15 protein-coding genes are annotated in these 20,602 nt (G+C 67.1%); 13 read left to right on the top strand and 2 right to left on the bottom strand.

Translation table 11 applies throughout. The annotated features are described in order from the left end of the window. Positions 1 to 11: 11 nt before the first annotated feature. Both N4261_RS26020 and N4261_RS05530 read left to right on the top strand, forming a co-directional pair. Positions 12 to 1,934 (top strand): chitosanase, encoded by a 1,923-nt coding sequence (locus tag N4261_RS26020; protein ID WP_290428850.1) that lies wholly within the window; start codon positions 12 to 14, stop codon positions 1,932 to 1,934. Between the two features lie 283 nt (positions 1,935 to 2,217). Then, positions 2,218 to 2,577, top strand: coding sequence for a DUF2845 domain-containing protein (locus N4261_RS05530; protein WP_261759209.1), 360 nt, complete (start codon positions 2,218 to 2,220; stop codon positions 2,575 to 2,577). A 41-nt stretch (positions 2,578 to 2,618) separates the two neighbouring features. Here N4261_RS05530 and N4261_RS05525 read toward each other — a convergent pair whose 3' ends face one another. Then, positions 2,619 to 4,247, bottom strand: coding sequence for a DUF4832 domain-containing protein (locus N4261_RS05525; protein ID WP_261759208.1), 1,629 nt, complete (start codon positions 4,245 to 4,247; stop codon positions 2,619 to 2,621). 298 nt (positions 4,248 to 4,545) lie between these two features. Between N4261_RS05525 and N4261_RS05520 the strand changes: the two genes are divergently transcribed. The 8 genes from N4261_RS05520 to N4261_RS05485 all read left to right on the top strand — a co-directional run bounded on the left by N4261_RS05520 (position 4,546) and on the right by N4261_RS05485 (position 14,985). Further along, a complete protein-coding gene (locus N4261_RS05520; protein WP_261759207.1) occupies positions 4,546 to 6,432 on the top strand; it encodes a WD40/YVTN/BNR-like repeat-containing protein in 1,887 nt (628 codons plus the stop codon). Between the two features lie 249 nt (positions 6,433 to 6,681). Next, positions 6,682 to 6,912, top strand: a complete 231-nt coding sequence (locus tag N4261_RS05515; RefSeq protein ID WP_261759206.1) for a hypothetical protein — start codon at positions 6,682 to 6,684, stop codon at positions 6,910 to 6,912. 217 nt (positions 6,913 to 7,129) lie between these two features. Next, positions 7,130 to 7,510, top strand: coding sequence for a response regulator (locus tag N4261_RS05510; RefSeq protein ID WP_261759205.1), 381 nt, complete (start codon positions 7,130 to 7,132; stop codon positions 7,508 to 7,510). 233 nt (positions 7,511 to 7,743) lie between these two features. Beyond that, on the top strand, positions 7,744 to 8,100 hold the full coding sequence (locus N4261_RS05505) for an H-NS histone family protein (RefSeq protein WP_261759204.1): 357 nt from the start codon (positions 7,744 to 7,746) through the stop codon (positions 8,098 to 8,100). A 209-nt stretch (positions 8,101 to 8,309) separates the two neighbouring features. Further along, entirely contained in the window at positions 8,310 to 8,600 is a 291-nt protein-coding gene (gene groES, locus N4261_RS05500) for a co-chaperone GroES (protein WP_261759203.1), read from the top strand. 182 nt (positions 8,601 to 8,782) lie between these two features. Then, positions 8,783 to 10,420, top strand: coding sequence for a chaperonin GroEL (gene groL, locus N4261_RS05495; protein WP_261759202.1), 1,638 nt, complete (start codon positions 8,783 to 8,785; stop codon positions 10,418 to 10,420). A 215-nt stretch (positions 10,421 to 10,635) separates the two neighbouring features. Next, entirely contained in the window at positions 10,636 to 12,630 is a 1,995-nt protein-coding gene (locus tag N4261_RS05490) for a DUF1631 domain-containing protein (protein ID WP_261759201.1), read from the top strand. Positions 12,631 to 12,636: 6 nt separating this feature from the next. Continuing rightward, a complete protein-coding gene (locus N4261_RS05485) occupies positions 12,637 to 14,985 on the top strand; it encodes a patatin-like phospholipase family protein (protein WP_261759200.1) in 2,349 nt (782 codons plus the stop codon). A 24-nt stretch (positions 14,986 to 15,009) separates the two neighbouring features. On the opposite strand, the gene yihA is transcribed toward N4261_RS05485, so the two are convergent. Beyond that, a complete protein-coding gene (gene yihA, locus N4261_RS05480) occupies positions 15,010 to 15,756 on the bottom strand; it encodes a ribosome biogenesis GTP-binding protein YihA/YsxC (protein WP_261760619.1) in 747 nt (248 codons plus the stop codon). 499 nt (positions 15,757 to 16,255) lie between these two features. Between yihA and N4261_RS05475 the strand changes: the two genes are divergently transcribed. From N4261_RS05475 to ccsB, 3 genes are all read left to right on the top strand, one after another. Beyond that, positions 16,256 to 16,876 (top strand): c-type cytochrome, encoded by a 621-nt coding sequence (locus N4261_RS05475; protein ID WP_261759199.1) that lies wholly within the window; start codon positions 16,256 to 16,258, stop codon positions 16,874 to 16,876. A gap of 120 nt (positions 16,877 to 16,996) precedes the next feature. Continuing rightward, positions 16,997 to 19,123 (top strand): cytochrome c biogenesis protein ResB, encoded by a 2,127-nt coding sequence (locus N4261_RS05470; protein ID WP_261759198.1) that lies wholly within the window; start codon positions 16,997 to 16,999, stop codon positions 19,121 to 19,123. Between the two features lie 22 nt (positions 19,124 to 19,145). Next, entirely contained in the window at positions 19,146 to 20,537 is a 1,392-nt protein-coding gene (gene ccsB, locus N4261_RS05465; RefSeq protein ID WP_435532054.1) for a c-type cytochrome biogenesis protein CcsB, read from the top strand. Positions 20,538 to 20,602 lie beyond the last annotated feature (65 nt).

The following is a 20,602-nucleotide window of genomic DNA, read 5'->3' as shown; positions in this document are numbered from 1 at the left end:
AGGAACTCCTCATGACCCATCGACTCCGCAAGGCCAGCGGCCGCTCCTCGGCCTCCGCCCTGATGACGGCCCCGTTGCTGCTGGCGATCGCCGGCGCCTGCCTCACCGCCTGTGGCGGCGGCAATGACGACGAAGCCGGCACCAGCGTGTTCGGCAAGACCGCCGAGGCCGGCTCCGACGCCCGCGCGACCGCGCAAGCCGCAGCAGGCGCCGCCGCCACGGTGGTGCTGCGAGCGGGCGTCTACACCATCGCCCATGCGGCCAGCGGTCGCTGCGTCGATGTGGCCGGCGCGGGCACGGCGGATGGGGTCCGTCTGCAGATCGCGGCCTGCAGTCGCAACCCAGCGCAGTCGTTCGACATCGCCGAGCTGGGCAATGGCTTGTACAAGCTCACCAACGCGGGCAGCGGCAAGGTCCTGGACATCGCCGGGGCCTCGCTGGCGGAAGGTGCCGCGCTGCAGCAATGGACGGACAACGGCACCGGTGCGCAGCAGTTCCGCGTTCAGCATCTGGGTGGCGACCGGTTCGCGATGGTCAATCAGAGCAGCGGCCTGTGCGTGGACGTGCAAGGCGGTCGACTGACCGACGGCACGCCGCTGCAGCAGTCGACCTGCAACGGCTCGGCGAATCAGCAACTGCGGCTGCTTCCTCGAACCGGCAGCCTGAGCGGCGCGGTGGCGGTCGGCCTCTACACCGTTCAGTCGGCCGAGTCCGGGCTGTGTCTGGACATCGGCGGCACAGCGACAGCGGACGGCGCACCGCTGCAGCAAAACCGCTGCGGCACCCAGGCCTCGCAACGCTTCGAGTTTCGCGGCGAGACCGGTGGCAGCTATCGGCTGGTGAACCTGGCCAGCGGCAAGTCGCTCGATGTGAGCGACGTGTCGATGGCCAATGGCGCACGGCTTCAGCAATGGGCAGGCGCCAACAGCGACAACCAGCGCTTCATTTTGAGCAGCACCGGCGACGGCGTCAGCCTCAAGGCGCGCCACAGCGGCCGGTGCCTGGACGTGACTGACCATGCGACGACCGCCGGCACGCCGATCCAGCAATGGGATTGCGCCGGCAGCGCCAACCAGCGCTGGCGTCTGACCGCCAGCGGCACACCGGCACCCTCGCCATCTCCGGCACCGTCGCCTGCTCCGGCACCAGGACCAGCACCAGCACCGGCACCGGCACCGGCACCGGCACCAGCACCGGCCCCGGCTCCTGCTCCTGCTCCGGCACCGGCGGACCTCACCGATGCCCGCATGAAGGACATCGCCATGCAGATCGTCTCCAGCGCCGAGAACTCGTCGCTGGACTGGCGCGCCCAGTACCGCTACATCCAGGACATCCGGGATGGTCGCGGCTACACCGCCGGCATCATCGGCTTCTGCTCTGGCACCGGTGACATGCTGGAGCTGGTCCAACACTACAACACGCTGCGGCCAGGCAATGTGCTGGCCAAGTACCTGAACGCGCTCAAGTCGGTGAACGGCAGCGACTCGCATGCGGGCCTGGACCCGAACTTCACCACCGATTGGCGCACCGCTTCGGCCGATGTCGTGTTCCAGCAGGCGCAAGACAGCGAGCGTGACCGGAGCTACTTCAATCCCTCGGTCCAGCAGGCGAAGTCCGACGGCCTGAAGGCGCTCGGCCAGTTCATCTACTACGACGCGATCGTGATGCACGGCCCGGGCAACAGCGGCGTGAGTTTCGGTGGTATCCGCAAGGCCGCGATGGCCAAGGCGCGCCCACCCGCCCAAGGTGGCGATGAGGCGACCTATCTGAATGCCTTCCTCGATGCCCGCGTGGCCGCAATGAAGACTGAAGAAGCGCACAGCGACGTCACCCGCGTGGAGACCGCGCAGCGCGTCTGGCTCAAGGCCGGCAACCTGACGCTGAAGACGCCGCTGTCCTGGAAGGTGTACGGGGACAGCTACACCATCAAATGAGGTGAGGTGAGGCCTGCCCGTGGGTCGGGGCGGGGGCAGGCCATGCTTGAGCCGTCACGCCCGCGTGCCGCAGCGCGGCCGTCGGCCACATGCGGGTGGTGTCGGCGATCTCATGCATCGACGGGCGTCGTCGTGCCTCGGTCCATCGAGATCGCCCGGCGGCGCGCTTCGACGGTCCATAGACCGTCCGTAGACGGTCCCGCATCGGTCCCTCGGCGGCCCAGGTCAACCGGGCGGTCGATTCCCGCGTTGGGTCAGGCAGACCATCGCGGAGGATCGTGTCATGACAACAAGAATCGGCCCCCTGGCACTGTCCCGGCGGGTGGCCCTCGGCGCCTTGCTGCTGATCGGTGCCAGTGCGCAGGCGCAGTCGCTGCGGTGCAGCGACAACGGCGTCCGGGAGGGCGATTCCAAGCTGTCGCTGCTGCGTGCCTGCGGCCAACCCACCTTGTCCGACGCTTACTGCGTGCCCATCTACACGCCCGGCGACCCCGGCCGCAATGGCCAGGTGCAACCGGTCTACAGCGGCTGCGTGATGACCGATGAATGGTTGTATGACCGGGGGCCGGGCAACCTGGCGGCGGTGGTGAAGATTCGCGAGGGCCGGATCATTTCGATCCGGTTCGGCGAGCAGGGCCGCTGAGGCGGCGGACCCGACGGGTCCGCGCGCCGTCGGTCGTCACCTCACTTCAAGGTCACCGAGGTCCCGAGCGCGAAGGCGCCCAGGGTGGCGTCCCAGCGCTGGCCCAGCGTCGTGTCGTCCGCATTGGCCAGTCGGATCGCATAGCGCGCATCGCTGGCGAGGCGACTGTCGCCATCCGGCAGCCCGAGCCACAACTGATAGCTGCCCGCAGCCAGGTCGGCCGGGACGGTGATGCTGAGTGTCGCCACCTGGTCCGCGCCGGGCAGCCAGGCGCGAGGATCCGCACCGGTGGCATCCACCCGCCGCACGGCGCCGGTGGTCGCGTCACGCAGCAGCACCTGAAGACCGCGCGGATTGAACACCCGGGCCCAGCCGGTGTTGCGCACGGTGACCGACAGCGCCAAGGTCTGCCCGCGGGTCACCGATTCCGGATGCGAGGCCTTCACCAGTTGCAGCCGATAGCCCATCTTGCGCTGGACCTCGGGCATGCAGCCCGCCTGCACCCATCGGTCATGGAACAGGGTCCGGAAGTACTCGTCGTTCAGATAGGTGAGGTTGTAGCGGGCGCCCTCGGCCAGGATGTCGGCACAGCTGGTGCGCGGCGTGGGTGACGATTCATCCGCCGGGTCGCAGGTCTCGCCGCCGAACGGGGCCAGATCACCCAGTCGATCGACGTAATCGCGCTGCGCGGTCCGTGTGGTGGCGTTGTCGTCAAAGGTGCCGACGTCGGTCGTGCTGGCCAGGAAGCAATCGTTGTGAACACCGACGCGGTAACCGCCGGCCAGCGCCGTCTGCAGGCTGGGCAGGGTCGGCGTCCAGTCCATCACATACGGCGGATAGCGCACCTGGATGAATCGGCTGGTCGGCACCGCATCCAGCAGTGCGTCGCGGATCTGGGTGCGGCTGGCGGTGGCGGTCAACTGGTTGGAGGAGGTATGCCACTCGCCCCAGGCCCCGATGAAACCGGCCTGCATGTAGGCAATGACGTCCGCATTGCGCTGCAGCACCGGCTTGAGTTGGCCGATGTGGCCCAGCACGCGCGGCAGCGGCGCATCCTGGGCGTTCTGGTAGTCGGTTTCCGAGGCCGGATAGTTGTAGACCGCCCGCACCACCAGCTTGACGCCGCCGGCCCGCGCTCGCGCGAAGGCCGTGTCCAGCTGGGTCAACAGGCTGGCCGGCAGATCGTGGTCGCGGTAGGCGGAGAGGTCCAGCGGCGTGTAGAGCAGACGGTAGCCCTTGGCATAGGCATCTTGCACATCCGCCGCAGCGAGCGCATCCAGCTTGGTCCAGGCCCAGCGGAAGAAGCCACGCTCCGGGTTGGGGAGCTCGACATCCGTCGCCGTGAAGCTCGTGGTGCGGACCGGGGTGGCCGGGTCGGTCGGTGTGGTCCCGCCGGTGCCAGTGCCAGTGCCTGTGCCTGTGCCTGTGCCTGTGCCGGAGCCGGATCCAGAACCAGAGCCTGTCCCCGTCCCAATGCCCGTGGTGGGTGTGCTGGCGGAAGGATCTGAGGCGCTCGGGCCACTGTCGCTGGACGCGCCCGAGCCGCCTCCGCCACACGCCACCAGCGCGGCGAACACGGACAGTGCCAAACCATGCCGCCAGGCGCGGATCGCGGCGGAACTCGGAAAAATCGAAGGAAGCGCCAGCGGCGACGAAGAACGGGAAGTCATGGAGACGCGGCGCGCCCTGGGCAGGGTCGATACAAAACGACCGCGCATGCTGCCACCGCGAGCGTGGTGCGTCAGTGAACGAGCGAGTCCAAAACGTGAGCAAATGTTGGGTATGGGGAGCCTGGGCGGCCTGGGTTGACCTTCGCCATCGCTGAGGCGACGCCTGCCCCCGATTTGCGGGGGGCGGTGTCGCGCGGGCCGCCATCTTTTGCCCCTATCGTTGCGCCGCACGCGAAATGAACGATGCAGTTTGGCGACGCTTCGTTCAAGATTCGAGATCATTTCCTCCGTACCCGCCATGTCGCTTCCGTTCACTGGCCACCCGGCCGTATTTCCACGCCTGTCGCGCTCGACAGGGGCCCTGGTCATCGGACTGATGTCGTTGCTGGTGGGATGCGGTGGCGGATCGGACGCGGTGGGCCTGGACGATCCCCCGCCGGTGGCCTCCGGCACTGCGGCCTTGGTGCGTGTCGCCGCTCAAGGGCCCGGCACGGCCTGTCCCTCCGGCGGCGTGCGGGTGGATGCGGGGTTGGACCTTGATCGCAGCGGCGCGTTGTCCGATGCCGAGGTCAGCAGCACACAGTACGTCTGCAACGGCGCGGCGGGCGCCAATGGTGCGAACGGATCATCGGGCGCTCCAGGCGCGGCCACGCTCGTTCGACTGCGCGCCGAACCCGCCGGCAGCCATTGCACTCAAGGGGGTTCGCAGGTGCTGGGCGGTCTGGACCTGGATCGGGACGGCGTCCTGGCCGATGCCGAAGTGACGACCACCGCCTATGTCTGCAACGGTGCCCCCGGAGCCACCGGCGCGACCGGTGCCACAGGCGCGGTCGGATCGGCGGGCCATGACAGCCTGATCGCCCTGGCCGTCGAGGCGGCCGGCGCCAACTGCACCTACGGTGGCCAACGCGTGTCCTCGGGCATCGACCTCAATGGCAACCAGGTGCTGGAGGCCGGCGAAGTGACCGCCACGGCCTATCTCTGCAGCGCCGCTCCCGCGGACACACGATGGGTGGAGGTCACCGGCGCCGCCGCCCAGGGCGAGGTCAACACCGGCTACCTGGCCAATGCCAGCACCAATGTCGTCATCACCTTGCCCACTGCGCCGGCCATCGGCGATTGGATCAAGGTGAGCGGCGTGGGAAGCGGCGGCTGGACCATCGCCCAGAACGCGGGCCAGCGCATCACGACCCGCGGCCTGCCCGGCGGCCTGGAGCTGCATTGGACGCCGCAGGCGCTGACCGACAACTGGGTCGCCGTGGCGTCGTCCGCTGATGGGCTGCGGCTGCTGGCCGCCTCCACCACCACGCTCTACACCTCCACCGATGGTGGCGTGAGCTGGATCGCGCGGGTCGCCGGCCCGCCGTGGAGTGCGGTGGCCTCGTCCAGCAACGGCCTCAAGCTGGTGGCCGTGGCCAATGGCGGCTCGATCTACACCTCCACCGATGGCGGGCTGAACTGGGTCACCGACGGCACGTCCCGGGGCTGGAGTGCCGTGGCCAGTTCGACGGACGGCACCCATCTGGTGGCCGCCGCCTACCTCGGCCAGATCTGGACCTCGACCGACAGCGGCGCCACCTGGACCCCGCGCGAGGCCAACCGCGCTTGGCGTGCAATGACCTCGTCCGCCGATGGCCAGGTGCTGGTGGCCGGCACCAATGGCGACCGCCTTTATGTGTCCACCGATGCCGGCGTCACCTGGACCGCCCGCGCCACCACCCAATACTGGTGGGCATTGGCCGCCACGGCAGACGGCAAACGGCTGTATGCGACCGTCGATACCGGCGCGATCTGGGTGTCCAACGATTTCGGAACCACCTGGGAATCCCAGGCTGCGAATCGAACCTGGCGGGGCATCACGTCGTCGTCCGACGGCCGCTTCGTCGTGGCCGCCACGAGTGGCGGGTCACTGTACGAATCGACCGACAACGGCGTGACCTGGCGTGGGACCGGAGACATTGGACAGTGGATCGCCGTGGCCAGCAGCGCCGATGGCATGAATCTGGTGGCCGGCAATGCCGGCGCCGCGATTCAGACGGGCTCCCGACGCTCGTCCACCACCCTGGGCACGGCCGGCTCGTTGTCCGGCGGTCAGCAGGACGCCTTGCAACTTCAGTATGTCGGCGGCGGGGTGTTCATGCCGATCAGCTATGTCTCGGCCAATCTGGGGTTTGTGGTGCGCTGAACCCGGTCCCTGAGGGGGATGGGGCCTGGCCCCCCGACCTGAGCGTCCCGATGCCCCTGCCGCCGAAATACATCGGGCGTGTGCGGGCGATCAGCGTAGGATCGGTGCGTAGACCCGTGAGGTTGTCATTCCGAAGCGCCTGTCTCCGTCTCCCCGACGATGTGGCAGCGAAGTCTCCGCTCTTGATTGATCGCTTGGCGCATCTGCTCGCGTGGCATGTCGCCGCGCGGAACGCAAGGAGCCCCTCCCATGCGAACCCGCAACAGCCTCGAGACGCTGCGCCTGTCCCTTCAAGCGTCGGTGGACGCGTTGTATCGCCGCCGCGCCTGCGACATCGACGAGACCTACATCGATGACTACGTCCAGCTCGACTGGCTGGAGTGGAACGGCGGCGGCCTGCGCCTGACCACCGTCGGCGAAAACATCTGCCTGCAGGAAATGACCAAGCTGCGTGAACGCGCAGACACCGCGAAAGCCTGAGCGACCGCGGCCAGCGACCGCCCTGCACGCCCATGGCCGCAGGCATTGCGGTCCCTGTCCGCATTGGCGATGCGGATCGCTTCCTGACTGTCCACAGGAAGTCAAGCGAGGAGCGCACATGTCGTCATTCGTCAGGATCTGCGCAACGCGGGGTTGACGCCCGGCGCCCAAGGGCGCCTGATGCGAGCCCTCTACAAGAAGCAAAGAAGGCCTCGGGATGCACCATCGCTTGCTGGTGGTCGACGACAACGTCGACCTCGCCGACGCCGTGGCCGCGCTGGCGGAGACCTGGGGCTGGGAAGCCCGAACCTGCCACAGCGCCAAAGATGGCGCGCTGGTGGAGGAAGTGTTCCTTCCGCATGTCGTGATCACCGATGTGTACAAGACCGCCACCCAGGGCGCCCATCTGGCCCAGGAGCTTCGACAGCGGCGCGGCGACACCCTGATGCTGGCCGCCATGAGCGGATGCGGCGGTCTGATGGACCTGGAACGGCGCTATCCGCAGCTCTTCGATGCGGCGTTCGAGAAACCCGTCTCGACGGATGCCCTGCGCAATCTGCTGCGCGTGGCGGCTGAAAAGCTGCCGGCAGCACGCTGAAACGGCAGCGCGGTCCCGCATCGGGCGCGGTCGGCCTGAGCCGAAAAACAACAGGTCGGACACCGTCACAGGCTGCATGGCCACGCTGAACTGTCGACTTTCTCCATCCACCGACCGGGGCGCGTTGCTGGGCTGGCGTCAAACCTCGGCCTGCATGAAGACGTCGATCTGGCGAGGATCCGCTCGTTTTGAGACTAGGATCCGGGCTTCACTGCCCCTCCACGAACGAGTCCATGAGCAATATTGATGTCTCCAAGCTTTCCTACGCCGAACTCGTCGCGCTCAGCAGGCAGTTGGAACAGCAGATCGAAGACAAGCGATCCGAAGAGCTGAAGGTCATCGCCGACGGCTACATCAAGAAGATCCAGGCCGCCGGCTTCTCGGTGGAAGAAGCCATCGAAGCCCTGCAGCCGTATGCGGCCCCCCGCCGCAACGCCGCCGACAAGCGCAACGGCACGGCCCCGGTGCTCTACCGGGACCCGGCCAATCCGGCCAATACCTGGAGCGGCCGCGGTCGCCCGGCCCGCTGGCTGTCCGACTACGAAGCCCAGGGCCGCGCCCGGGATGACTTCAAGGTCGATGCGACCTGAGGGTCAAAACAGGTCCCCACCCTTGAAACGTCACAAGCCGTCCCTATAATCCGTTGCTGCTAGCACTCGCAATCGTTGAGTGCTAACAGCCCCGGACTTCGGTCTCGGGGCCAATTTCTTGTGATGGGTCGGCGGTGCCGATGCATGCCTGGCATGCATGACTGCCCTGCGGGCCCAGGAATCAAGTCCGACAGAGTCAAGGAGATCAGATGAAACTGCGTCCTCTTCACGATCGCGTGATCGTCAAGCGCCTGGAAAACGAAACCAAGACGGCCTCCGGCATCGTCATCCCCGACAACGCCGCCGAAAAGCCCGACCAGGGTGAAGTGCTGGCCGTCGGCCCGGGCAAGCGCAATGACAAGGGTGAGTTCATTGCCCTGAACGTCGCCGTGGGCGATCGCGTCCTGTTCGGCAAGTACAGCGGCCAGTCGGTCAAGGTCGACGGCGAAGAACTGCTCGTCATGCGCGAAGAAGACCTCTTCGCCGTGATCGCCAAGTAAGGCGACAGCGCGGTTGGCCGCGTCGTCGGGCAGCGCGGGTGAACAGGGCGACCTTCGGGTCGATCGCGTCACCCAGCGCGTTGCGCCCGGTCGGCGAACCGCTCGCCACACCGGACCTCACGCCCAGTGCGCGTGAGGTCGGGTGGGGCTGAACTACCCAATACTGATTCGGAGAATTCAATATGGCAGCAAAAGACGTTGTCTTCGGCGGCGAAGCGCGTGCTCGCATGGTCGAAGGCGTGAACATCCTGGCCAACGCGGTCAAGGTCACGCTGGGCCCCAAGGGCCGTAATGTGGTGCTCGAGCGCTCGTTCGGCGCCCCCACCGTCACCAAGGACGGTGTCTCGGTCGCCAAGGAGATCGAGCTCAAGGACAAGCTGCAGAACATGGGCGCCCAGATGGTCAAGGAAGTCGCTTCCAAGACCTCGGACAACGCGGGTGACGGCACCACCACCGCCACCGTGCTGGCCCAGGCCATCGTGCGCGAAGGCATGAAGTACGTGGCCGCCGGCATGAACCCGATGGACCTGAAGCGCGGCATCGACAAGGCCGTCTCGGCCCTGGTCGTGCAGCTGAAGAACGCCTCGCGCGCCACCACCACGTCCAAGGAAATCGCCCAGGTCGGCACCATCTCCGCCAACAGCGACGCTGATGTCGGCGAGATCATCGCCAAGGCGATGGACAAGGTCGGCAAGGAAGGCGTGATCACCGTCGAAGACGGCAAGAGCCTGGACAACGAGCTCGACATCGTCGAAGGCATGCAGTTCGACCGCGGCTACCTGTCGCCGTACTTCATCAACAACCCGGAAAAGCAGTCGGCGATCCTGGACAACCCGTTTGTCCTGCTCTACGACAAGAAGGTCAGCAACATCCGTGACCTGCTGCCGACGCTGGAAGCCGTGGCCAAGGCCGGCCGTCCGCTGCTGATCATCGCCGAGGAAGTCGACGGCGAAGCGCTGGCGACCCTGGTGGTCAACACCATCCGCGGCATCCTGAAGGTGGTGGCTGTGAAGGCGCCTGGTTTCGGCGACCGTCGCAAGGCCATGCTGGAAGACATCGCCATCCTGACCGGCGGCAAGGTGATCGCCGAGGAAGTGGGCCTGTCGCTCGAGAAGGTCACGCTGGCTGACCTGGGTCAAGCCAAGCGCGTCGAAGTGGGCAAGGAAAACACCACCATCATCGACGGCAACGGCGCTGCCGGCGACATCGAAGCCCGCGTGAAGCAGATCCGCGTGCAGATCGAGGAAGCCACCAGCGACTACGACCGCGAGAAGCTGCAAGAGCGCGTGGCCAAGCTGGCCGGCGGTGTGGCCGTCATCAAGGTCGGTGCTGCCACCGAAGTCGAGATGAAGGAAAAGAAGGCCCGCGTGGAAGACGCGCTGCACGCGACCCGTGCTGCCGTTGAAGAAGGCATCGTCGCCGGTGGCGGCGTGGCCCTGCTGCGTGCCCGTCAAGCGGCTGGCGAGATCAAGGGCGACAACGCCGACCAGGACGCCGGCATCAAGCTGATCCTGAAGGCCATCGAAGCCCCGCTGCGCGAGATCGTCTACAACGCCGGCGAAGAAAGCTCGGTCGTCGTCAACACCGTGCTGGCCGGCAAGGGCAACCACGGCTACAACGCGGCCAACGGCACCTACGGCGACATGATCGAGATGGGCATCCTGGATCCGACCAAGGTGACCCGTACCGCGCTGCAGAACGCCGCGTCGGTGGCTTCGCTGATGCTGACGACCGAGTGCATGGTCGCCGAATCGCCGAAGGACGAGTCCGCCGGTCCGGCCATGCCGGGCGGCATGGGCGGCATGGGCATGGACATGTAATGTCGCGCCGGGGCTGAAGAGCGCGCTCCAGTGCTCCACAGCCCTCGACATGAGACATGAAGGGGCCGCGAAAGCGGCCCCTTTTTCGTTGTCCCGCGACCGACTTCGCGCCCTCGGCAGACCTCCACCCTGTTCGCGGTGGGCTCCACCCACCGGGGCGGGGGTGCCGCCGCATCCAGGGACGCACATAATGCAGGCGTAAATTGAATCTCAAGATGCATCAAGCGCCTACGCTTCAATCCCTGGTCGACGAGACCCTGGCCCATGTGCCCACCCTGGCCCATGCGGTGTTCAACGGCATCCAGGACGAGCTCAAGAGCCGTCTGGAACACCATGCCTTGCTGGCCGGCTGGTCGAAGCGGCGAGCCCAGTTCGGTCCCGACCTCGAAGGCTCCCTGAACCTGCTGCTGCGTGTCTCGCGCGACGGCGGCGATCCGCTGCATCGCGACCGCCGTGCCGGCAGCCCCGACATGCTGAGTCTGGTCGACGAGAGTCAGGCGCTCAAGGATGTGGCCATCGCCAGCGTGATCTCGGCCATTGAAGAGCAAAGCCGGGCGGAGTTGCATCAGCTCGGCAACTTCTTTGCCGCCCTTCGCGGCATCGCCCGTCCGCTGAAGAACGACAACCCGTTGCGCGCAGCGATCTTTGCCCATGCCCTGGCCCGTGCCTTGGAAGGCGCGGATCTGGACGCCGAGGGCCGCTACGCGGTGATGCGCATCGCCGCCCATCCGCTGGCGCGCAACCTGCAACCGATCTTCTCGCTGCTGTGCCGGGAACTGCGCGAGGCCCAGCTCAGCGGCATGCTGGAGAGCCACGGTTCGGCGCTGAAGGAGTCCGACCTGCGGATGCGGCAGTTCAAGGCCGCCAGCCATGCCCAGAACACCACGCTGGATGAGGTCGCGCTCAAGCTCGACGCCGTCACCCGCCCGGCCGGGCTGGGCGAGCCCCTGGGCAGCCCGCGGCTGGGACCGGGCGTCGGTGGCAGCGGCGACCTGCTTTCCCGCCTGTACGACCAGATCCTGGCCGACGATCGACTCCAACCACAGCTCAAGGTGCTGATGGGCCGGCTGCAGGTGGCGATCGTCCGGCTGTCCCGCAACGACGTCACCCTGCTGCGTCGCCAGGACCATCCGACCTGGCAACTGCTGAACCGCATCGCTGCCCATGGCGCCGGCTTCCGCACCGGCGACGACGCCGGCCTGCGCGATTTCCTCCACTTCCTGGACCGCGTCATCCAGCCGCTGCTCACCAGCGAACACCCGGCAGCCAGCCAGTTCCAGCAAGCACTGACCGAGGTCGACCTGCACATCCGTGCCCAGGCCGAGCAGCGCGGCCAGGGCAGCGCGGGCGCCCTGGAGCGGATGGATCGCGAACAGCAGCGTCAGGAATGGAAGCGGCTGCTGCGCGAGCAGTTGCAGCACCAATTGGACGATGCCCATGCCGGCAAGCTGATGCGGCGTTTCCTGCTGGGTCCGTGGGTGGAGGTCATCGCCCAGGCGATGGTCCAGTCCGGCCGCGATTCACCCGAGGCCATGGGCTACATCGACCTGGTCGACGGGCTGCTGCACAGCGTCCAGGTCCATATCGACGAACCGGCGCGACAAGGGCTGCGCATGCGGCTGCCCGCGCTGGTCACCATGCTGGAACGCGGCATGGACAGCATCGCCCTGCCGCCGATGCAGCGGCAGGCCTTCATGGACGAGCTGATGCGCCAGCACGGCCGTGTCCTGCGCGGCCTGCCGGCGCTGGAAGAAGGCGCGGCGATGCCTGGCGCCCTGCGTCGCGCGCCGCTCACGCCAGAGGAAGTGCTGGCGCAATTGCTGGCCGAGCGCGAATCCCAGTTGCCGTCGCGCTGGGCGCATGAACAGGTGGACCGCGGCCAGTTGCCGACCGTGCCGGTCGGGCTGTTCAGCGAAGACCGGTCGCCGGATGCACACGTGGCGATGCAGGACTGGATTGCCGGGGTGCAGATCGGCGGCTGGTTCCATCTGTTCGTGCAAAGCGAGTGGCTCACCGCCCAGGTGGCCTGGATCAGCGACAGCCGACAGTTGTTCCTGTTTGTTGGCCAGGTGCACGAGGAGCGTCATTCGCTCACCCGTGGCGCGCTGGAGCAACTGGTGTCCAACGGCCTGATGGCCGCGCTGGAGCCCGAACCGCTGCTGCAGCGCGCCATCGGCACACTCATGCAGGATCTCGAACAGGAACGCTGAATCCGCATGTCTGTGACGCTCCGTGCTGCCGCCCTCCTCGCGGGCGGCCTGATCTTGGCTGCCGGCCCCGCTGGGGCCGCCGGCCCGACGCCCCTGCGCCTGCCCTCGCCGGCGACCGCCACGGCGCCCGCTGACGCGTCGGTGAAGGCACTGGAAACCACCGTGCCGGTGGTCCCGGTGACGCCGAGGCCTCGCCTGGGCCTGGTGCTGTCCGGCGGCGGCGCCCGCGGCCTGGCGCATGTGGGTGTGCTGAAGGTGCTGGAGCGGGAACACATCCCGGTGGACGTGATCACCGGGACCTCCATGGGCGCGATCATCGGCGGGCTCTATGCCAGCGGCATGACGGCGGAGGATCTGGATCGCGAGTTGTCGCGCATCGCGTGGGACCGCCTCTTCGCCAGCCGTGTGGACCGGCAGGATCTGTCGCAACGGCGCAAGGAGGAGGACTTCGAGTTCTCCGCCACCATCGAGTTCGGGTTGCGGAACGGGGAAGTACGGGTGCCCACCGGCACGCTCTCCAGCCGAGGCCTGGAGGCCTTGCTGCGGCGGCTGACCCTGCCGGTGCGCAACATCAACGATTTCACCCGCCTGCCGACGCCGTTCCGGGCCGTGGCGACCGACATGGAGAGCGGTGCGGAGCGCGTGCTCACGGCCGGCGATCTGGCGCTGGCCCTGCGCTCCAGCATGAGCGTGCCGGGCGTGTTCGCGCCGGTGGAGTGGGAAGACCGGATCCTGGGCGACGGCGGACTGGTGAACAACCTGCCGGTGGATGTGGCACGAGAGATGGGCGCCGAGCGCCTGATCGCGGTGAATGTCGGCACGCCGGTGGGCGGTCGCGACACCTTGAACTCCCTGCTGGGGCTGACGGCTCAGATGATCAACATCCTGACCGAGCAGAACGTGCAGCGCTCGCTGGCCTCGATGGCGGCCGGCGAGGACCTGCTGATCACGCCACGGCTGGGCAAACTGACCTCGGGCGACTTCGACAAGGCCCGTGACTTCATCCGCCTCGGTGAACAAGCGGCCGAGGCGATGTTGCCGCAACTGCGCCCGTATGCGGTAGAGCCCTCGCAGTACGAGGTCTGGCGACTGGCGCGGGCCGGGCTCAAGCCGCCGGCGCCGCTGCTGGCGGCGGTCAAGCTGGAAGGATCCGAGCTCACCAATCCGGAGCGGCTGCGCCATCAGCTCGAGTCCAAGCCCGGCACGCCGTTCGACAACAGCATCGCCGAGCGCGACATGCGCTTCCTGTCGTCCAGCGGCGATTATGGGCGGGTCGACTATCACGTGGAGCCGCGGGCGGAGGGCGACACCCTGGTCTTCAACATGGAAGACAAGCCCTGGGGCCCGAACTACTTCCGCATCGGCATGGACCTGTCGACCGAGTCGAGCGGAGAAAGTTCATTCAACCTGCGCATCAGTCACAACCGGCATTGGCTGACCGACAAGGGCACCGAGTGGCGCAACCAGTTGACGGTCGGCGAGACCCCGCGGCTGTACACCGAGCTCTATCACCCGCTCGGCCTCAAGCTGGGCGTGGCGGACGACTGGTTCGCATCCCTCTGGTCCGAGGCCAATCAGCGCAAGCAGATCGTCTACGACGACAACGACCCGGACAACGCCAACCTCGGCCAGGCCCGCCTGGTGCGTCGCAATGCCGCGGTGGGCCTGGATCTGGGCCAGCCCTGGGGACGTTGGGGCGAGGTGCGGCTGGGTGTGGTCAGCCAGATCCGCTATGCCAAGCCCGACCTCATCACGCTGATCGACAGTTCGATGGGCAAGCTGCGGTGGACCAGCTATGAGCGTGGCCTGCGGCTGCGCACGGTGGTCGATCAGCTCGACTTCGCCAACTTCCCGCAGCACGGCTACCGGTTCACGGTGGATGCGCTGGCCGGCCATCAGGACAACAAGAACCTCAACAGCGGCCGATTTGTCCGCGTCAACACCGAAGGCACGTTGGTGCGCAGCTTCGGTGGCCACACGGTGAGCCTGTATGCCCGCGCACTGGCGGCGCAGCAGCCCGACGACACCGGCCTGGGCGGCGACACCCTGGGCGGCTTCCATCAGTTGTCGGGCTACCAGCCGAATCAGCTCAGCGGCAATGCCTTGATGTTCACCCGGGCGACCTACTACCGGCGCCTGAACGACTCGCCCTTCCTCTCACGCGGATTCTTCGTGGGCGGTACGTTGGAAGCGGGCAACACCTGGACCACCCGGCGCGACATGAATGTGAAGGATCTGCGCTACGCAGGCAGCATCTTCCTCGGTTCAGACACCGGGCTGGGACCGCTGTATGTGGGCGTGGGCTACGCGCCGAAGGCCGGCGCGGCGCTCTACGTCTTCATCGGACGCCCCTGATCCGGGCCAGGGACGACGAAGGCCTCAGCGGTCTCCGCGGCCTTCCGGCGTCGACGGGCTCGGGGCGTCCGCGTCATCTGCGTCATCTGCGTCATCCGCGCGCTCCGTCTCCTGCGGCGATTCAGTTGCATCGGTCGCTTCGGTCTCCTCGAACGAGCCATCGAAGTCTTCGCCGCTGAGCTGTCGGGCGGGGCGATGCGCCCAGTCGTAGATCTGCTCGGCCACGTCTTCCAGCCCCTGCTTGCTGAGGGCGGAGAACAAGGTCACCCCGATGTCGGAATCCTCGGTGGCCAGCACGCCCAGCTCCTGCTGGACCTTGGCGAGTGCCGCCGCGCCTTCCTTGCGATTGAGCTTGTCGGCCTTGGTCAGCAGCACCAGCAGGCTCACTTCGCCCGCGGTGACGCGGTCGGAGACGAACTCCAGGAGCTGCTTGTCCAGCTCGGTCAGGCCCAGGCGCGAATCCACCATCAGCACCACGCCCGAGAGGCTTTCGCGCTCGCTCAGGTAGTCCGCCATGACCCGCTGCCAGCGCAGCTTCGCATCACGGGCCACTGCAGCGTAGCCGTAGCCGGGCAAGTCGGCGAACAAGGCATCCGGCGCATCACGCGGGCCGAGCGAGAACAGGTTGATGTGCTGGGTGCGGCCCGGCGTCTTGGAAGCGAAGGCCAGCCGCTTTTGCTGCGCCAGGGTGTTGATGGCGGTGGACTTGCCGGCGTTCGAGCGGCCGACAAAGGCAATCTCGGGCAACTGGCGCGGGGCCAGGTCTTGCAGCGAAGCCCCGGCGTCGGCGCCGTCGGCGGGGTCGCGGTCCTCGGGGACGCGATCGTCGATGGCATCGATCTCGTCGATCTCATCGAGCTCGTCGAAATCCTCCGCCGCCAGGGCGGCCTCGGCCGCAGCCTTGGCCTCCGCAGGCAGCATGCCGTTGATCGGCAGGTGGCGAAGCTGGCTGGCGGTGGTGAGGAAACGGGCCGTGTGCGCCCAGGCCAATGCGCGCTTGCCCGGCGTCAGCGGTGCAGCGGCGGGCTTGGGGGCGGGGGCCACGCCTTGCGCCTTGGCTTTCGCCCGCGCCTTGGCGGCGGCGCGCAGGCCGGTTTTACCCGGACCTTGCTTGGTGGACGACGTGCCACCCCGACCCACGCCACGGCCTGCGGGTTTCCCTGGGGCCGCCGAAGCGGGTTTCTTGTTGGAATCGGTCATCGCGCTTCGGGCTCAAAAGAGGCGCCATTGTAAGATCCTGCGGTTGCGCTCACCCAACCTCTCAACATTCATGAAGACTGCTGCCTTGTTGTTGTCGAGTCTGGTTCTGATCTCCGGCGCTGCACTGGCCGCAGATGCGAAGCCCGCCGCCAAACCCGATCTGGCCAAAGGCCAGACCCTTTCCACCCAGGTCTGCGCGGCCTGCCACACGGCTGACGGCTCCCGTGGCCTGCCCGCCAATCCCATCCTGCAAGGTCAGCATCCCGACTACCTGGCCAAGCAGCTGCATGAGTTCAAGGAAGGCAAGCGCAAGAACGCCGTGATGAACGCCATGGCCGCCCCGCTGAGCGATGACGACATCCGCAACGTGGCCGCGTTCTACGCCAGCAAGCAGGCCAAGCCGGGCGCCGCCAAGGACAAGGACCTGGTCAAGCTGGGCGAGCGGATCTACCGCGGCGGCATCGCCGACCGTCAGATCCCTGCCTGCGCCGGCTGTCACAGCCCCAACGGCGCCGGCATCCCCAGCCAGTACCCGCGCCTGGGCGGCCAGCACAGCGACTACACCGAAGCGCAGCTCACGGCCTTCCGCTCGGGTGCTCGCGCCAACAGCAGCCCGATGATGGGCGTTGCCGCCAAAATGAACGACCGCGAAATCAAGGCGGTGTCCGACTACATCGCCGGCCTGCGCTGAGTCTCATGCCCGGACCCATCGCGTGGATCCGTATCAAGAAGTTGCAGCCAGGCCGGTGATCCCACCGGCCTGTTGCTTTTGCAGGAGACATTTGTCCCCTTTGACCGCGACAATGTGTCCATGACCGAGATGTCCCCCGCCCGCCCCACCGCCTCGCGCGCCGCCCTGGCCGACGCGATGGAGCTGGTGGCCTCGATGCGATTTGCGATCGCGTTGCTCACCGTCATCTGCATCGCGTCGGTGATCGGCACCGTGGTGCGCCAGCATGAGCCGATGCCGAACTATGTGAACCAGTTCGGCCCGTTCTGGGCGGAACTGTTCGGGCATATCGGGCTCTACACCGTCTACAGCGCCTGGTGGTTCCTGCTGATGCTGGCCTTCCTGGTCATCTCCACCAGCCTGTGCATTGCGCGCCATACGCCCAAGATCCTGCGCGAGCTCAAGACCTTCAAGGAAGGCGTTCGCGAGCAGTCGCTGCAGGCGTTCAAGCACAAGGCGCTCGGCCATCTGGAGCTGAACCCGGAAGCGGCCCTGCAGCAGATCAACGCCTGGCTGGCAGCGCATGGCTGGCGCGCGCGGGCGCAGGTGCGCACCGGCGGGGTGATGATCGGCGCACGCAAGGGCGCGTCGCACAAGCTGGGTTATCTGGCGGCGCATTCGGCGATCGTGCTGATCTGCCTGGGCGGGCTGTTCGACGGCGATCTGGTCGTGCGGATGATGATGTGGGCCCAGGGCAAGTCGGTCTACACCGGCGCCGACCTCAACGCCATGACCGCCGAGAACCGGCTCGGCCCGGGCAATCCCAGCTTCCGCGCCAATCTGTTCGTGCCGGAGGGCGGCCAGTCGGCCGCCGCCCTGCTGAACATGCCCACCGGCGTGGTGATGCAGGAACTGCCCTTCGAGGTGGAGCTGAAGAAGTTCATCGTCGAGTACTACGCGACCGGCATGCCCAAGCTGTTCGCCAGCGAAATCATCATCCACGACCGCGAGAACGGCACCACCCGAGCCGCCACGGTCAAGGTCAACGAGCCGGTCAGCTACCGCGGCCTGACCCTCTACCAGAGCAGCTTCGAAGATGGCGGCTCCGAGCTCAAGATGCGGGTGCGCACCTTGTCGGCCCCGGTTGATGCCGACCTCTCCGGCCGTGTCGGTGGCAATGCGGCCCTCAGCAGCGACGGCGGCACCCTGGGCCTGGAGTTCACTGGCCTGCGGGTGATCAACGTCGAGAACCTGTCGGGGCCCAACGGCGCCAACGGTGACAGCGCGACCGATGTCCGCAAGGTCGATCTGGTCGGTCGCCTGGAAAAGCATCTGGGCTCTGGCGCGAATGTCTCGGGCGACAAGCATCTGCGCAACGTGGGCCCATCGTTCAGCTACAAGCTGCGTGATGCCAGCGGCCAGGCGCGGGAATACAACAACTACATGCTGCCGCTGGAGCTCGAAGGCCATCGGGTGATGCTGCTCGGCGTGCGCGACACGCCGGCTGAGAGCTTCCGCTATCTGCGCGTGCCGGTGGATGAGCAGGATGGACTCGAAGCCTGGCTGGCCCTGCGCCGCGCCCTGGCTGACCCGGTTCAGCGCAATCGGGCCGCCCGGCTCTACGCCGAAGGCGCCACCCCGACCGACAAGCCACAGATGCTGCCCCAGCTGGAGGCCACCGCGGTGCGCACGCTGGCGCTGTTCGCCGGTGCGGAAGGCCTGAAGGCCGAGGCCCCCGCCCAGGGCGCGGTGCTCGGCGGCCTGCCGGCGCTGTCCGAGTTCATCGAACGCGACGTTCCGAAGGAGGAGCGGCCGCGGGTGTCGGAGGTGCTGCTGCGCATCCTCAACGGCAGCCTGTTCGAGCTGCACAAGCTGACGCAGGAGCAGCTCGGCCACCCGGTCCCGGAAGCAGGCCCCAAGACACAGGCCTTCATGACGCAAGCGGTGCTGTCCTTGTCCGACGCGATGTTCTATCCCGCGCCGGCCGTGATCCAGCTGTCCGACTTCAAGCAGATCCAGGCCAGCGTCTTCCAGGTGACCCGCGCACCGGGTCAGACGTTGGTGTATCTGGGCGCTGTCTTGCTGATCATCGGGGTATTTGCGATGCTCTACATTCGCGAACGCCGTCTGTGGCTGTGGCTGGATTCCGCACCAGGCCGCCCCGAACAAACCCGCGTGCGCATGGCGTTGTCCAGCAACCGCGACTCGCCCGACCTCAACACGGAATTCGACGCGCTCAAGCAGCACCTGCTGCATGAGGAGGCCTGAGATGAACACGAGCAACCCCGCCCTGGAATCCGCCACCCTGCCGCCCGCACCGGTGTCGGAGCTCCAACCTCAGCGCGCCATCGTCATCGGCAAGCGCGGATGGTTCCAAGGCCGCAGCCCGGCCGACTGGCTGTTCGCCGCCATGGTGCTGCTGGGCGCGGGCTTCGCCTTCAGCCGCTATCACGGCTCGATGGATGTGTATGAAAAGGGCATCCTGCTCTGCGCCACGCCGGCACTGATCGCGCTGGGCTGGTTCTGGCGTCCGTTGCGCCTGCTGTGCCTGATCGTCGGCGCGGCCAGCCTGTTGACCATCCAGCTCTACCTTCGGCAGACGGACAGCTTCGGCGCCGACCTCGCGGCGGCGGACAAGGTGTTCTTCCTCAAGTACATGCTGTCCAGCCAGAGCGCGATCCTGTGGATGAGCGTGCTGGTCTACATGAGCACCCTGTTCTACGGGCTGGGCCTGTTCAAGCGCGACGGTGGCCACAGTGCCGCCGAGGCCATCGGTTCGCGGCTGGCCTGGGGCGCGGTGGGCATGGCGCTGATCGGCACCATGGTGCGGTGGTTCGAAAGCCACCAGATCGCGCCCGACATCGGCCACATCCCGGTCAGCAACCTCTATGAGGTGTTCGTCCTGTTCACCTGGCTGACGACGCTCATGTATCTCTATTACGAGCAGCGCTTCCGCACCCGCGCCCTGGGCGCCTATGTGATGCTGGTCGTCAGCGCCGCGGTGAGTTTCCTGCTCTGGTACACCGTCGCCCGTGAGGCGCATGAGATCCAGCCGCTGGTCCCGGCGCTGCAGAGCTGGTGGATGAAGATCCATGTCCCGGCCAATTTCATCGGCTACGGCAGCTTCGCCATGGCCGCCATGGTGGCCCTGGCCACGCTGCTCAAGACCGCCACGACCCGTTCGCTGGTGATCGGCCTGATCGGCGTACCGGTGGGACTGGTGCTGGTGCTGGTGGCCTTCCGGTTGGGCGCGGGCCTGCCGCCGGAAACGGTGGCCGGACTGGACAGCTGGGCCGGCAAGATGGCCGGTCTGGCCGTGTTCCTGGCCTTGAGCGTGGCGCTGCGCGGCCCGCTGACCGCCCGGCTGCCGGCACTCGGCACGCTGGACGATCTGATGTACAAGGCGATCGCCCTGGGCTTCGCCTTCTTCACCATCGCCACCATCCTGGGCGCCTTCTGGGCGGCTGAGGCCTGGGGCGGTTACTGGAGCTGGGATCCGAAGGAAACCTGGGCTCTGATCGTCTGGCTCAACTATGCAGCCTGGCTGCACATGCGGCTGATGAAGGGTCTGCGCGGCGTGGTGTCCGCCTGGTGGGCCTTGATCGGTCTGCTGGTGACGACCTTCGCCTTCCTGGGCGTCAACATGTTCCTTTCCGGGCTGCATTCCTACGGCACGCTCTGATTTCCGGAGGCACCGGGCACGGCGCGTCTTGCCCAGCGGCCGACCGGTTCGTGGAGGCTGACCCT

Origin of the sequence: Roseateles amylovorans (assembly GCF_025398155.2) — a bacterium.
GTDB classification, from domain to species: Bacteria; Pseudomonadota; Gammaproteobacteria; order Burkholderiales; family Burkholderiaceae_C; genus Roseateles; species Roseateles amylovorans.
This window is presented reverse-complemented; position numbering and strand designations above follow the sequence as displayed.